At 72.4% G+C, this 13,990-nt stretch carries 13 protein-coding genes; 1 reads left to right on the top strand and 12 read right to left on the bottom strand.

Annotated features, from left to right (window positions below; all coding sequences use genetic code 11):
• Positions 1-80: 80 nt before the first annotated feature.
• The 8 genes from ACWD1U_RS05055 to ACWD1U_RS05020 all read right to left on the bottom strand — a co-directional run bounded on the left by ACWD1U_RS05055 (position 81) and on the right by ACWD1U_RS05020 (position 6,542).
• A complete protein-coding gene (locus tag ACWD1U_RS05055; protein WP_451104505.1) occupies positions 81-434 on the bottom strand; it encodes a cytidine deaminase in 354 nt (117 codons plus the stop codon).
• A gap of 20 nt (positions 435-454) precedes the next feature.
• Positions 455-814, bottom strand: coding sequence for an MmcQ/YjbR family DNA-binding protein (locus ACWD1U_RS05050; RefSeq protein WP_451104503.1), 360 nt, complete (start codon positions 812-814; stop codon positions 455-457).
• Positions 811-2,115 carry a hemolysin family protein gene (locus ACWD1U_RS05045; RefSeq protein ID WP_451104502.1) on the bottom strand — a complete coding sequence of 435 codons (1,305 nt, stop codon included), beginning with the start codon at positions 2,113-2,115 and terminating at the stop codon, positions 811-813. The genes ACWD1U_RS05050 and ACWD1U_RS05045 overlap by 4 nt, the downstream gene beginning before the upstream one ends.
• An 8-nt stretch (positions 2,116-2,123) precedes the next feature.
• Positions 2,124-2,621: an rRNA maturation RNase YbeY gene (gene ybeY, locus ACWD1U_RS05040; protein ID WP_355854887.1), complete on the bottom strand. Its 498-nt coding sequence runs from the start codon at positions 2,619-2,621 to the stop codon at positions 2,124-2,126.
• Positions 2,622-2,635: 14 nt separating this feature from the next.
• Positions 2,636-3,703 (bottom strand): PhoH family protein, encoded by a 1,068-nt coding sequence (locus ACWD1U_RS05035; RefSeq protein ID WP_451104499.1) that lies wholly within the window; start codon positions 3,701-3,703, stop codon positions 2,636-2,638.
• Positions 3,704-3,859: 156 nt separating this feature from the next.
• Entirely contained in the window at positions 3,860-4,996 is a 1,137-nt protein-coding gene (locus tag ACWD1U_RS05030) for a carbohydrate kinase family protein (RefSeq protein WP_451104497.1), read from the bottom strand.
• Between the two features lie 137 nt (positions 4,997-5,133).
• On the bottom strand, positions 5,134-6,423 hold the full coding sequence (locus tag ACWD1U_RS05025; protein WP_451104495.1) for a glucarate dehydratase family protein: 1,290 nt from the start codon (positions 6,421-6,423) through the stop codon (positions 5,134-5,136).
• Positions 6,420-6,542 carry a hypothetical protein gene (locus ACWD1U_RS05020; RefSeq protein ID WP_451104494.1) on the bottom strand — a complete coding sequence of 41 codons (123 nt, stop codon included), beginning with the start codon at positions 6,540-6,542 and terminating at the stop codon, positions 6,420-6,422. Before ACWD1U_RS05020 ends, ACWD1U_RS05025 begins: the two co-directional genes overlap by 4 nt.
• Before the next feature lie 579 nt (positions 6,543-7,121).
• Here ACWD1U_RS05020 and ACWD1U_RS05015 point away from each other — a divergent pair.
• On the top strand, positions 7,122-8,435 hold the full coding sequence (locus tag ACWD1U_RS05015; protein WP_451104492.1) for an MFS transporter: 1,314 nt from the start codon (positions 7,122-7,124) through the stop codon (positions 8,433-8,435).
• Positions 8,436-8,438: 3 nt separating this feature from the next.
• Here ACWD1U_RS05015 and ACWD1U_RS05010 read toward each other — a convergent pair whose 3' ends face one another.
• The 4 genes from ACWD1U_RS05010 to ACWD1U_RS04995 all read right to left on the bottom strand — a co-directional run bounded on the left by ACWD1U_RS05010 (position 8,439) and on the right by ACWD1U_RS04995 (position 13,988).
• Entirely contained in the window at positions 8,439-9,431 is a 993-nt protein-coding gene (locus tag ACWD1U_RS05010) for an adenosine deaminase (protein ID WP_451104490.1), read from the bottom strand.
• Between the two features lie 20 nt (positions 9,432-9,451).
• Positions 9,452-10,357 (bottom strand): ribonuclease Z, encoded by a 906-nt coding sequence (locus ACWD1U_RS05005; RefSeq protein WP_451104488.1) that lies wholly within the window; start codon positions 10,355-10,357, stop codon positions 9,452-9,454.
• Positions 10,358-10,363: 6 nt separating this feature from the next.
• Positions 10,364-10,717, bottom strand: coding sequence for a histidine triad nucleotide-binding protein (locus ACWD1U_RS05000; protein ID WP_451104486.1), 354 nt, complete (start codon positions 10,715-10,717; stop codon positions 10,364-10,366).
• A 124-nt stretch (positions 10,718-10,841) separates the two neighbouring features.
• Positions 10,842-13,988 carry a S41 family peptidase gene (locus tag ACWD1U_RS04995; RefSeq protein ID WP_451105017.1) on the bottom strand — a complete coding sequence of 1,049 codons (3,147 nt, stop codon included), beginning with the start codon at positions 13,986-13,988 and terminating at the stop codon, positions 10,842-10,844.
• Positions 13,989-13,990: the final 2 nt, after the last annotated feature.

Genomic DNA, 13,990 nt, shown 5'->3' with positions numbered 1-13,990 from the left:
GCCCATCGCCGGGATCGAGGCGCGTGGAGCAGGAGGCGGCAAGGTGGAGACTGGCCTGATCACCGCCGGTCCAGCGGAGTTCAGCCGGCGGTGACCGTGGTGCGGACCGTCCCGTCCGGCCCCGCCACCAGCACCGGCGTCTGCGCGCTGCCCAGGTCCCGTACGGCCGCCCGGTCCTCGTCGGACGCGGTCCCGGCCTCTGTCACCACGGCAGCGGCCTCCAGCGACCGGGCACCCGAGGCCACCGCCATCGCCACCGCCGCCCGCAGGGCGCTCAGCTTCAGGGAGTCGAGGGCCACGGTGCCCGCGACATAGGTACGTCCGGTCTCGTCCCGTACGGCAGCCCCCTCGGGCACGCCGTTGCGGGCCCGCGCGGAACGGGCCAGGGTGACGATCTTGCGGTCCTCGGGGTCGAGCGCGCTGCTGTCGGTCATGATCCGAGCATACGGAAGCGTCACGGCCGGTCGAGGCGCAGGCGGTCCGCTCGCGGCAGGCCCGCGACGACCAGGTCGTAGGAGTCCTCGATGAGCTCCCGGACCAGCCGGTCGGGGAGGTCGCCGTCGGCCGTGACCGTGTTCCAGTGGCGCTTGTTCATGTGCCAGCCGGGGACGATGAGCCCCTCGTGCTCGCGGCGCAGGCGGATCGCGTCGTCCGGGTCGCACTTGAGGTTGACCTTCAGGGGGACCGCGTCGAGGAACGACAGGGCGAAGAGCTTCCCCCGCACCTTGAAGACCGAGATCTCCGGGCTGAAGGGGAAGTCCTCCTCCGCCGCGTTGAAGGACAGGCAGAACGCGCGCAGTTCCCGCGGGGTCACTCCGGCTTCTCCTCCTCCGGCGGATCGCCCGGGTCCACCGGCTCCGCCAGCACCGTCACGATCTTGTTCCGGCGGCCGGCCGCGGCCTCCGCGGTCAGGCGGAGCTCCCGGCCGTCGGGGAGACCGACCACGGACGACGCCCCGGCGATGGGCACCCGGCCCAGCGCCTTGGCCAGCAGGCCGCCGACCGTCTCCACGTCCTCGTCGTCGAACGCCTCCAGGCCGTACAGCTCGCCCAGGTCGCTGATGTCGAGGCGGGCGGTGACGCGGAAGCGGTCCTTGCCGAGGTCCTCCACCGGCGGCAGTTCACGGTCGTACTCGTCGGTGATCTCGCCGACGATCTCCTCGAGGATGTCCTCGATGGTGACGATGCCGGCCGTGCCGCCGTACTCGTCGATGACGACGGCGACGTGGTTGCGTTCCTTCTGCATCTCGCGCAGCAGGTCGCCGGCGTTCTTGGTGTCGGGCACGAAGAACGCCGGGCGCATCGCCGTGGACACCTGCTCGGACTCGGCGTCCCGGCTGATGTGCGTCTTGCGGACCAGGTCCTTCAGATACACGATCCCGACGATGTCGTCCTCGCTCTCGCCGGTCACCGGGATGCGGGAGAAGCCGGAGCGCAGGGCGAGGGTGAGGGCCTGGCGGATGGTCTTGAAGCGCTCGATGACCACCAGGTCCGTGCGCGGGACCATGACCTCACGGACGAGGGTGTCGCCCAGTTCGAAGACCGAGTGCACCATGCGGCGCTCCTCGTCCTCGATGAGCGACTCCTTCTCGGCGAGGTCGACCAGCGCGCGCAGCTCCGCCTCGGAGGCGAAGGGGCCGCGCCGGAAGCCCTTGCCGGGGGTGAGCGCGTTGCCGATGAGGATCAGCAGAGACGGGATCGGGCCCATGATCCGGGCCAGCGGCACCAGGACGTACGCCGAGAGCGTCGCCGTGTTCATGGGGTGCTGGCGGCCGATGGTGCGCGGCGAGACCCCGACAGCGACGTACGACACGAGGACCATGACCGCGATGGCGACCAGGAGGGCCTGGGTGGTGCCGTCGAACTCCTGGAGGCAGCCGTAGGTGATCAGCGCGGCGGCGGCCATCTCGCAGGCGACGCGGACCAGCAGCGCCACGTTGAGGTAGCGGGTCGGGTCGGCGGCGACCTGGGCGAGTTTCGCGCTGCCGCGCCGGCCGCTGCGCACGGCCTCCTCGGCACGGAAGCTGGAGACCCGCGCGAGGCCCGCCTCCGCGCAGGCGGCGAGCCAGGCCACGACGACCAGAGCGATGGCGCCCAGGGCGAGTTGCGGACTCATCGGCGGCGCTACGAGACCGTCGGCGCCGGGGACGGGCCGGTCAGGCCGCGCTCCGCACGCCAGCCGTCCACGATGGCCGCCTGGAGGCCGAACATCTCGGCCTTCTCGTCCGGTTCCTCGTGGTCGTAGCCCAGCAGGTGCAGCACTCCGTGGACGGTGAGCAGCTGGAGCTCCTCGTCCATGGAGTGCTGCGTGTCCGCTTCCCTGCCCTGCTTCTGAGCGACCTCGGGGCACAGCACGATGTCGCCGAGCAGCCCCTGCGGCGGCTCGTCGTCGTCCTTGGACGGCGGGCGCAGCTCGTCCATGGGGAAGGACATGACATCCGTGGGGCCCGGGAGGTCCATCCACTGGATGTGGAGCTGCTCCATGGCGTCGGCGTCCACGACGATCACCGACAGTTCGGACAGCGGGTGGATGCGCATCCGCGCGAGCGCGTAGCGGGCGATGTCGAGGATCGCCTGCTCGTCGACCTCGGTGCCGGACTCGTTGTTGACGTCGATCGACATGGTGTGGTGCTTGTCTACTTCCCCTTGTGCCCGGACTTGCCCCGGCTCTTGTTCGCGCCGTTCTGGGTGCCGTGCTCGGTGTCGTACTTCTCGTACGCGTCGACGATACGGCCCACCAGCTTGTGCCGGACGACGTCGTGCGACGACAGCCGGGAGAAGTGGACGTCCTCGACGCCCTCCAGGATGTCCTGGACCTGGCGCAGACCGCTCTTGGTCCCGTCCGGGAGGTCGACCTGCGTCACGTCACCCGTGATCACGATCTTCGAGTCGAAGCCGAGGCGGGTGAGGAACATCTTCATCTGCTCGGGGCTCGTGTTCTGGGCCTCGTCCAGGATGATGAAGGCGTCATTGAGGGTCCTGCCCCTCATGTACGCCAGCGGCGCGACCTCGATCGTGCCCGCCGCCATCAGCCGCGGGATCGAGTCCGGGTCGAGCATGTCGTGCAGCGCGTCGTAGAGCGGGCGCAGGTACGGGTCGATCTTCTCGTAGAGCGTGCCCGGGAGGAATCCGAGCCGCTCTCCGGCCTCGACCGCCGGGCGGGTCAGGATGATGCGGTTGACCTGCTTGGACTGCAGGGCCTGCACCGCCTTGGCCATCGCCAGGTAGGTCTTGCCGGTACCGGCCGGGCCGATGCCGAAGACGATCGTGTGCTTGTCGATCGCGTCCACGTAGCGCTTCTGGTTGAGCGTCTTGGGACGGATCGTGCGGCCGCGCGAGGACAGGATGTTCTGGGTGAGCACCTGGGCCGGGGTCTCCTGGCCGTCGCTCTCGCCGTTGTCGCTCGCCTTGAGCATGGCGATCGAGCGTTCCACTGCGTCCTCCGTCATCGGCTGCCCGGTGCGGAGCACCAGCATCATCTCGTCGAACACGCGGGCGATGAGGGCGACGTCCACGGGGTCGCCGACCGCGCTGATCTCATTGCCCCGGACGTGGATGTCGGCCGCCGGGAAGGCCTTCTCGATCACGCGCAGGAGGGAGTCGCCGGACCCCAGCACGGTCACCATGGGGTGTTGGGCGGGGACGGTGAACTGCGCTCTCGCCTGCTCCTGCGCGGGGGTGTGAGCTGTGGGTGTCTGAGTCATGGGCCGGCGCTGAAGGCCTGCGGTTCCTCCTCGTCACGGCCGCGCAGCTGAGGGCGGCCTCGCGATTCCCAGGGTACGACGGGGGAGTGACAACGCCGTAGGGGTTTTGGGGGCGGGGTTTCATCTGAGGGGCGGCGCCCTCCGGGACGGTTCGAATCACGCCGAGCGCCGGAACCCGATCGTAGGCACCGCGCGCCGCAACGGCCAGGGCCTCACCAGCTCCTCCGGCACAAGCCCCGCGAGGAACCCGTACCGCCGAAGCCCCACCGGATCCTGCCCCTCCACCGACTGCACCCTCCGCCACCACGCCGCGATCTCCGACCACCCCGGTGCCGACAGCGACCCGCCGAACTCCTGCACCGACAACGCCGCGGTCAGCCCGGCGAAGGCCAGCCGATCGGCGAGCGGCCAGCCCGCCAGCGTCCCGGCCACGAACCCGGCCACGAAGACGTCCCCCGCCCCGGTCGGATCCAGCGCCTCGACCTCGATCGCCGGCACCTCCGCCGTCTCTCCCGTACGCCGGTCCACGGCGTACGCCCCGTCCGCCCCGAGGGTCACCACGGCGAGCGGCACGTACGCGGTCAGGGCGTGCGCGGCGGCCCGCGGGCAGTCCGCGCCCGTGTACCGCATGGCCTCCTGCGCGTTCGGCAGGAACGCCTCGCAGTGCCGCAGGTCGGGCAGCCCCGCCAGATCCCACGCCCCGGTGTCGTCCCAGCCGACGTCGCCGAAGACCCGCGTGCCCTTGCTCGCGGCCTGGGCGATCCAGGGCGCGCTCACGCCGGGCGCGAGGGAGGCGACGGCGGCTCGGGCGCGGGGCGGGCACTGCGGGGCCGGTTCCGCCGGGGGCGGCTCGTGGCCGTGCGAGACCATCGTGCGCTCCCCCTCGTACGCCATGGAGACGGTCACCGGGGAGTGCCAGCCGGGCACCGTGCGCGACGGGGAGAGGTCGATGCCCTCGCCGTGCTCCAGGGCGTCCCAGCAGTAGTCGCCGTAGTGGTCGTCGCCGAAGGCCGCCGCGAGGGACGTACGCAGGCCGAGGCGGGCCAGCGCGGTGGCCATGTTGGCGACGCCGCCGGGGCTCGACCCCATCCCGCGCGCCCAGGACTCGGTACCGCGCACCGGGGCGGAGTCGAGGCCGGTGAAGATGATGTCGAGGAAGACGGTGCCGGTGAGGTAGACGTCCCAGGGCGGGTCGTCCGGCCTGCGCAGCGGCGCGAGGGGATCGACCTGGGTCTGACGGTGCGACCCCTTTCCGGCCGGGCCCTTTCCTGCCGGGGCGGTGGACGCGATCACGATGCGCTCCCTGACGTGGTGCGGATCAGGCCAGTCTGCACCACATCACCGTCAACCGTGACGCCGATCACGCCGGACCCGCCCGTCCCGTCAGCTCGCGCCGGACCCGCGCGTCCCCGCCCGCGAAGCCGCGGGCACTACCAGCGGGGCATCGAGGGCGTCACCCACTCCGGGTCGGTGATCCGCATGGCCGCCGCGTCGTCGCGGTCCCGCAGCGCCCCGTCGTCGTCCCGCCACCGCCGGTGCAGTACGGCCAGCCGCTCGCGGTCGAGCTCCACGCCGAGTCCGGGCGCGTCGGACACCGCGACCTTGCCGCCCCGGAAGGTGAGCCGCTCGGTGAGGACGTCCTCCGACTGCCAGGGGTAGTGGGAGTCGCAGGCGTGGTGGAGGTCGGGGACGGTGGCCGCCACGTGGGTCATCGCGGCGAGCGAGATGCCCAGGTGGGTGTTGGAGTGCATGGACACGCCGACGCCGAAGGTGCGGCAGACGGCGGCGAGTTGCTGGGTGTTGCGCAGTCCGCCCCAGTAGTGGTGGTCGGACAGCACGACCTGCACGGCGCCCCGGGTGAACGCCTCCTCGATCTCGGCGAAGGTCGTCACGCACATGTTGGTGGCGAGCGGCACCCCGGTCCTCGCGGCGACCTCGGCCATGCCGGAGGTGCCGAGCGTGGGGTCCTCCAGGTACTCGAGGACGTCCCCGAGCTCCTCGGCCACCCGCAGCGAGGCCTCGACCGACCAGGCGCCGTTGGGGTCCAGCCGCAGCGGATGCCCCGGGAAGGCCCGGGCGAGCGCCCGGACGGCGGCGATCTCCTGGTCGGGCGGGAAGACACCGCCCTTGAGCTTGAAGGAGGTGAAGCCGTACCGCTCCGTGAACCGCCGGGCCTGTTCCACGACCCCCGCGGGGTCGAGGGCGGCGCCCCAGTCGTCCTTCTCCGCGCGGACCCCCTCCGGGTGGTCGGCCCACTTGTAGAACAGGTAGGCGCTGTACTCGACGGCGTCGCGCACCTTGCCGCCGAGCAGCGCGTGGACGGGCAGTCCGAGCGCCTTGCCGAGGGCGTCGAGGCAGGCGACCTCGAAGCCGGAGACCACGGACAGTCGCAGTTTGCCGGCGGTCTGGACGCCGCGCAGCCCTCCCACGTCGACGGCGTCATCGATCCGGGAGGCGTCCACGGCCACCTCGTCCGCGATCGTGAACAGCCCGTTCAGATCGCTGACCTGGCGTCCCTTCAGCCGCTCGGCGAAGGGCCGGGCCAGCTCCAGGTACTTGGCGTCGCCGTAGGTCTCCCCCACGCCCGTGACCCCGTCCGCCGTGACGACCTCGACGATCAGCCGGGGTGTGTACGGCTGGTGCACGCCCTGGGTGTTCAGCAGCGGCGGGTCCGCGACCAGGATCGGCGTCAGCCGTACGTCGGTGATGGCGAGATTCACGGAGCGGCTCCCACGAGGTCGAGTCCGGCGGTGAGGAGGGTGGTGAGGGCGGCCGGGCCGGCGGACGCCGGTGAGCGGTCCGCCGCCCACGGCGATTTCCCCATATGGACGTCATCCATGGATGAGAATGAAGGTCGGCTATACGGACGTCAACCGGGCGGGCGGGCCGACCGTGATCGGCCCGTGTCGGACTCAGGGGTCCTTGCACTATGAGCGTCCGATCAGGTCGCGTGGTCCGGTGCCGTGCACCGCAAGGCGCCGGAGTGCCCAGGTAGCGGAGCTACCTGGGCACTTCGGCAATGCGGCGAGGCGCGGTGCCAGGCCGCGCGACCCGGGCGGGCATAGTGCAAGGACCCCTCAGGGCGCGTCCACGAGCTCTCACACCGGAGCACGAGGAGCGGATCGTCGCGGTGACGCGGGAGAACCGGACGAAGTCCGGGGCGACGGTTCCGGCGGGCGGCGGTTCCGTGCACTGGCGTCAGCCGGAAACCCGCCGGTGAAGGCCCACCGACGTGAGCAAAAAGCGCACTTCTACCCGTCCTTTCCTCCCTCAAACGCAACGTGCTCCACATCACACCCCCCGGGCTCACGGGTGTGACTACATGCTTGATACAAATTGCCCGCGCGTTCCTGTCCGTCGACGGTCGTCGCCCAATCCCCCTTTCCTGCCGCTCCTTTCGCATGCCCTGGGAACGCCCGTGTTCGCCCCTCGCACCACCCCCTGGCCCCTCGTCGCCCTTTTCACGGCCGGATACCTCGCTCCGTATCTGCTGCCGACCACCGTCGGCCGACTCGACTCGGCCCTTCCGCTCTCCGCCACGCAGGCCGGTGCCGTCGGCAGTGCCCTGCTGCTGAGTTCGGCCGCCGCCGGATTCGCCCTGGCCTCCCGGGTCGAACGGATCGGGGCCCGCACCCTCGCCCGGCTCGGCCTCGCCCTGGCCCTGATCGGCTACGGCGGCGCCGCCCTGACCACCACGGTCCCGGCCGTCGTCGCCGGAGCGGTGGTCGGCGGGTTCGGTTCCGGTACGGCCACCACCGTCGCCGCCACGCTCATCGCCGCGCAGCGGGATCCGCACCGGGCCTCCACAGCCGGGTTGCTCAGCGTCTCCGCCCTCGCGGGCGCCGTGTATCTGACGGTGCCGCACCTCGGCCCGGGGCACGGTCTGCCGCTGGCCGCGATCGCTCTCACGGCCCTCGCCGTGTGGCCGCTGACCGGCCGGCTCCCCGTCGGCACCCCCCCTGCCCCCACGCGGCAGGGCAGGTCCCGGCTGCCGCATGCCCGTTCGGGACTGGTGCTGGCCGCCGCCATGGTGTGCTGGTCACTCGCGCAGAACTCGCTGTGGGGCGTGAGCGGCCGGATCGGACTGGAGCAGGCGCACCTCGGCGAGGCCACCGTCGGTGCCGTCTTCGCCGTGGCACTGGGCGCCGGACTCACCGGCGTCCTGGCGGCCGGCGCGCTCGGGGCGCGGCTCGGGCGTGCGGTGCCGATCGGGGCGGGCACGGTCCTCATCGCCGGCTGCATCGTGCTCAGCGCCTCCGCCACCGGCCTGGGGAGTTTCGCGGCCGGCGAGATCGCCTGGAACACGCTGTACCCGGTGGTGCTGTCGTACCTGATCGGGCTGGCCGCCTCGCTCGACCCGCGGGGGCGCTGGGCGGTGCTGGTCGGTTCGGCGTCCTCGCTGGGCACGGCCGCCGGGCCGCTGACCGGCAGCGTGCTGTCGGCGCAGGCCGGGTTCCCGGTCATGGGCGCGGTCCTCGGCGCCGGACTGCTGGTGATCGCCCTGCCGATGACCGCCGTCGCCCTGCACACCGGCGGGCGCCCGCTGCTGCCCGGCGCGATCCGTCGCCGCGGCGGCCACCCGGCCGCCCTGGTCGCCGCCGCCCCGGGTACGCCCACCGGCGCGATCCCCGAGATCGGCGCCCCGGAGCAGCCGGTGGTGGAGATCCCCGTCGAGGCCCCGGCCGTCCCCGCCCAGCGCGCCTACGGCAAGGCGGGGTCCGAGGTCTTCTGAGACCTACGCGAAGGTGTACGCCTCCACCTCGGCGAGGTACCGCGCCCGCAGCTCCTCGTCGTCCTCCAGGAACGAGGCGAGGAAGGAGTTGCGGGCGAGCTCCCGCAGCCGTTCCTCGCCGAGGCCGAGGGTGTCGCGCACGGCGTCGAAGTTGTCACCGGCGTAGCCGCCGAAGTAGGCCGGGTCGTCGGAGTTGACCGTGCACAGGAGGCCGGCGTCCAGCATGGCGGGCAGCGGGTGGTCGGCGAGGGTGTCGACCGTGCGCAGCCGGACGTTGGACAGCGGGCACAGCGTCAGCGGCACCCGGTCGCGCACCAGCCGCTCCACCAGCGCCGGGTCCTCCACACAGCGCAGCCCGTGGTCGATTCGTTCGACACCGAGGACGTCCAGCGCCTCGGTGATGTACTCGGGCGGGCCCTCCTCGCCCGCGTGCGCGACCCGCCTCAGGCCGAGCGCGGCGGCGGTCTCGTAGACCTCGCGGAACTTCACCGGCGGATGCCCGACCTCGGCCGAGTCGAGGCCGACGCCGGTGATCCGGTGCAGGTACGGCTTCGCCGCCTCCAGCGTGGCCAGGGCCGACTCGGCGGACTCGTCGCGCAGGAAGCACAGGATCAGCCGGGTCGAGACACCGTGGTTCGCCTCACTGTCGCCCAGTGCGCGCCACAGCCCCTCGACGACCGTGCCGAGCTCCAGCCCCCGGCTGGTGTGGGCCTGGGGGTCGAAGAAGATCTCCGCGTGCCGCACACCCTGCGCGGCGGCACGGGCGAGGTAGGCGTCGGCCAGATCCTCGAAGTCCTGCTCGGTGCGCAGGACGGCCATGAGCTCGTAGTACAGGTTCAGGAAGGACTGCAGATCCTCGAACCGGTAGGCCTCGCGCAGCTCGTCCGTGTCGGCGTACGGGAGCGTGACGCCGTTGCGCGCGGCGAGTTCGAAGGCGAGTTCCGGTTCCAGGGTGCCTTCGATGTGAAGGTGCAGTTCGGCTTTGGGGAGGGACATCACTTCATCGTACGGCCGTTTCACCGACGCTTCGGAACCGGTACCCGGAGGAGATCGTGTGCCACGGTCAGTTCGCCCTCGTACCCGGCCGCCCGCGCCTGCCGCTCGAACTCGTCCGGTTCGGTGTAGCGCTGGCTGAAGTGGGTCAGCACGAGGTGCCGCACCCCGCCGTCCCGGCCCACGCGGGCGGCCTGACCTGCGGTCAGATGGCCGTGCTCGACGGCGAGTCCCTCGTCCTCGTCGAGGAAGGTCGACTCGATGACGAGCATGTCGCAGCCCTCGGCCAGGGCGTACACGCCGTCGCACAGCCGGGTGTCCATGACGAACGCGAACCGCTGCCCGCGCCGCACCTCGCTGACGTCTTCCAGCGAGACGCCGCCGAGCGATCCCTCGCGCTGGATGCGGCCGACGTCCGGGCCCTCGATGCCGTGCCCGGCGAGCCGCTCGGGCAGCATGCGGCGGCCGTCGGGCTCGACGATCCGGTAGCCGTAGGACTCCACCGGGTGGGACAGCTTCCGGGCCTCCAGCGTGTAGCCGTCCGTGCGGGCCAGGGGGCCGTCGGCGGCGACCGGCGCCTGCGTGAGCTCGACGGTCTCGCGGTAGGCGGTGGCGTACCGGAGCCGGTCGAAGAAGCGCTGCCCGGAGCGGGGGTAGTGGGCGGTGATCTCGTGCGGGACCCGGTCGAGGTTGATGCGCTGGATCACGCCGGCGAGGCCGAGGGAGTGGTCGCCGTGGAAGTGGGTGACGCAGATCCGGTTCAGGTCGTGCGCGGCGACCCCGGCGCGCAGCATCTGGCGCTGCGTGCCCTCGCCGGGGTCGAACAGGATGCCCTCGCCGTCCCAGCGCAGCAGGTAGCCGTTGTGGTTGCGGTGCCGGGTCGGGACCTGGCTGGCGGTGCCGAGGACCACGAGTTCACGTATGGACAAGGCGCGTTACCCCGGGGGCCACTGGAGGCCGCGGCCGCCGAGCACGTGGCCGTGCACGTGCCAGACGGTCTGGCCGGCACCGCTGCCCGTGTTGAACACGATGCGGTAGCTGTCGAGTTTCTCCTCGTCCGCGACGGCCTGGGCCTCGCGGAGCACGTCCGCGGTGAGGGCCGGGTCGGCGGCGGCGAGGGCGGCTGCGTTCTCGTAGTGCGCCTTGGGGATGACCAGGACGTGGGTGGGGGCCTGCGGGTTGATGTCCCGGAAGGCGATGGTCGTCTCCGTCTCGCGCACGATCGTCGCCGGGACGACGCCTGCGACGATCTTGCAGAACAGGCAGTCGTCCTGGGGTTCCCCTGCCATGGTCCCTCCGGGGGTTGGCCGATCTCGGGTCCGACTCGGGCATCGTATCGTCGTCGGGTGCGGCTGCGTTCGTTGCTGGTCGCGCCCACGCCGCGCAGCCGCACGTCCACACCGCCCCGCGCTCTCAGCTCGGCAGGCCCGGCGGCGTCTTCGCCGGTACCGCCTCCAGAGCCTCCAGCGCGAGCCGGATCGCCTCGTCCAGCTGGGTGTCCCTGCCTGCCGCGTAGTCCTGAGGGCGTTGGACGATCTCCACGTCCGGGTCCACCCCGTGGTTCTCCACGCCCCACTCGTAGCCCTCCAGCCAGAAGGCGTACTTGGGCTGGGTGACCTGAGTGCCGTCGACAAGGCGGTAGCGGCTGTCGATGCCGATGACGCCGCCCCACGTGCGGGTGCCGATGACCGGGCCGAGGCCGAGGGCCTTGATCGCGGCGTTGACGATGTCGCCGTCGGAGCCGGAGAACTCGTTCGCGACGGCCACGACGGGGCCGCGCGGGGCGTCCTCCGGGTAGCTGTAGGGGCGCATGCCGCGCGGGACGGCCCAGCCGACGATGCGGCGGGCGAGCTTCTCGACGACCAGCTGGGAGGTGTGGCCGCCGCGGTTCTCGCGGACGTCGACGACCAGGCCCTCGCGGGCGACCTCGACGCGCAGGTCGCGGTGGATCTGGGCCCAGCCGGGGGCCTGCATGTCCGGGACGTGCAGATAGCCGAGCCGGCCGCCGGACTTCTCGTGGACGTAGGCGCGCCGGTCGGCGACCCAGGCGTGGTAGCGCAGCGGCTCCTCGTCGGCGACCGGGACGACGACGGCGTGCCGGGGGTCGCCGCCGCCGGACGGGGAGATCGTCAGCTCCACCGGCTTGTTCGCCGTGCCGATCAGCAGCGGGCCGGGCCCGGCGACCGGGTCCACGGGCTGCCCGGCGATCGCCACGATGGCGTCCCCGGGGCGTACGGCCACGCCGGGCGCGGCCAGCGGGCTGCGGGCGTCCGGGTCGGAGGTCTCCGAGGGCAGGATGCGGTCGACGCGCCAACTGCCGTCCCCGTGGCGGGAGATGTCGGCACCGAGGAGGCCCTGACGGGGTCCGCCGCCGTGGCCGCCGCGCGGGGTGACGTAGGCGTGCGAGGTGCCGAGTTCACCCTGGACCTCCCACAGCAGGTCGACGAGGTCGTCGTGGGTGGCGAGGCGCTCCACGACCGGGCGGTAGCGGTCGAGGACGCCGTCCCAGTCGACGCCGCTCATGTCCGGCCGCCAGAAGTGGTCGCGCATGATGCGGCCGTTCTCGTCGAACATCTGCCGCCACTCGGCGGCCGGGTCGATGAGCTGGCGTACGCGGCCGAGGTCGACGCTGATGTTGGATTCGCTGTCGTCGTCGCCCGAGGCGCGCCGGTCGCTGGGGACGACCTTCAGCCGCCCGTCGGTCCACAGCAACACCCGCTTGCCGTCGCCGCTGACCTCGAAGTGGTCGGCGTCGACGGCGAGATGCTCGACGCGCTGCTGGGCGAGGTCGTAGCGCTCCAGCTCGGACTTGGGCTCGGGATCGTCCGGGGTGGCCCGGGACGCGCCGAGCACCCCGGCGACCGGGTGGCGCAGCCACAGCACGCCGTCCTTGGCGGCGCGCAGGTTGGAGTAGCGGGCGGCCTCGACCGGGAAGGGCACGATGCGGTCGGCGAGTCCGTCGAGGTCGATGCGCGTGGTGGGGGTGCCCTCGCTGTCGGGGGTCTCCTCTCGGTCGGGCGTCTCGAAGGAACGGCCGTGCCGCTGCGGGCCGAACGGGGACGGGGTGGTGGCCGCCAGGGTGATCAGGTGCGGCCGGGCGCCCTCCACGAAGGCCAGGTCGAAGACGTGCTCGTCGTAGACCGGGTCGAAGGAGCGGGTCGACAGGAACGCGAGGTGCTTGCCGTCCACCGTGAAGGCGGGTGCGTAGTCCTGGAAGCGCAGCGGGGTCGCCTCGGTGACCGACAGGTCGGTGGTGTTGGCGAGCTTCAGCTGGCACAGGGGCCGCGGGCCGGGGTGGGACCAGGCGAGCCAGGAGGAGTCGGGCGAGAAGACCAGTCCCGACACGTCGCCGTCCTCGCTGCGGTCGACCTCCCGTACCTCGCCGGTCTCCCGTTCCACGAGCAGCAGGCGCCCGTCGTGGGAGGCCACGGCGGCACGGCTGCCGTCGGGCGCCATGGCGAGGGCCAGTACCCGGCCGAGCTGCCCGGCGGCGAGCCGGCGCGGTGTCGCCCCCGGGGTGAGGCCGGTGGCGGGTGCGAACTCCAGGGCGTCGTCGCCCTCGGCGTCCGTCACCCACACCACCCACTCCTCGCCGTCCGCGCGGAACGTCCGCGGCAGCCGGGCCCGTACGCCGGGCGTGGCGGCCAGCGCGCGGGCCGGGCCGGAACGGTGGGTGACCCAGTGCACGGAGCCGCGTACGGAGACGGCGCTGCCGCGCGCGGTGTGGTCCGGGGACGCCGATCCGAACCACCGGGAGGCGTTCACCGTGAACGGCTGGAGGTCGACGCGCTGCCCGCCGAGCCGCACATCGAGCCGGCGCGGCTCGGCCCCGTCCAGGTCGTCGAGCACCCACAGCTCACCGGCGCTGGAGTAGACGACGCGGGTGCCGTCGGTCGCGGCGTGCCGGGCGTAGAAGCCGTCCAGGGCGGTGTGCCGGCGCAGGTCGGATCCGTCGGCGAGGGAGGAGTAGAGCGCTCCGGTGCCCTCGTGGTCGGAGAGGAAGGCGACTCGGTCCCCCACCCACAGCGGATACTCGACGTTGCCGTCGAGGTCTTCGTGCAGCCGCACGAACTCCCCGTTGTCCTCGGGGTCGATCCACAACTTGCCCGCCGTACCGCCGCGGTACCGCTTCCACCACGCCGCCTCGCGCCCCATCGGGGCGGACAGCAGCACCGTGTGCGGGCCGTGGGCGATGTCACCGACCGGCCCGTACGGCAGGGTCGTGGCCGGGCCGCCGTCCAGTGGGACGGCACGCGCCCAGGTACGGCGCAGGCTCGCCTGCCCCTGGGCGCTGATGGCCAGCACCTCGCCGTCCGGGGTCCATCCGCGCACCTGGGTCTTCGGACTCCCCCAGTACGTCAGCCGCTTGGCGGGACCGCCGTCGACCGGGGCGATGTGCACCTCGGGGGCGCCGTGGCGGGTGGAGGTCCAGGCGACGGTGGTGCCGTCGGGCGAGATCCGGGGCTGGTTCACCGGCACGTTGTCGGCGCTGACCCGCCAGGCCCGGCCGCCGGCGAGTGGAGCGAGCCACACGTCGTCCTCGGCGGTGAAGGCGACCAGGT

The sequence above is a fragment of the Streptomyces sp. NPDC002788 genome, from assembly GCF_053592115.1.
The sequence above is the reverse complement of the archived record's forward strand: the minus strand, read 5'-3'. Positions and strand labels throughout refer to the sequence as shown.

What these genes read in the sequence shown, in the direction of transcription:
- ACWD1U_RS05055 (WP_451104505.1), bottom strand. Translation starts at nt 434, where the DNA reads ATGACCGACAGCAGCGCGCTCGACCCCGAGGACCGCAAGATCGTCACC.
- ACWD1U_RS05045 (WP_451104502.1), bottom strand. Translation starts at nt 2,115, where the DNA reads ATGAGTCCGCAACTCGCCCTGGGCGCCATCGCTCTGGTCGTCGTGGCC.
- ybeY (WP_355854887.1), bottom strand. Translation starts at nt 2,621, where the DNA reads ATGTCGATCGACGTCAACAACGAGTCCGGCACCGAGGTCGACGAGCAG.
- ACWD1U_RS05035 (WP_451104499.1), bottom strand. Translation starts at nt 3,703, where the DNA reads ATGACTCAGACACCCACAGCTCACACCCCCGCGCAGGAGCAGGCGAGA.
- ACWD1U_RS05020 (WP_451104494.1), bottom strand. Translation starts at nt 6,542, where the DNA reads ATGGATGACGTCCATATGGGGAAATCGCCGTGGGCGGCGGACCGCTCA.
- ACWD1U_RS05010 (WP_451104490.1), bottom strand. Translation starts at nt 9,431, where the DNA reads ATGTCCCTCCCCAAAGCCGAACTGCACCTTCACATCGAAGGCACCCTG.
- ACWD1U_RS05000 (WP_451104486.1), bottom strand. Translation starts at nt 10,717, where the DNA reads ATGGCAGGGGAACCCCAGGACGACTGCCTGTTCTGCAAGATCGTCGCA.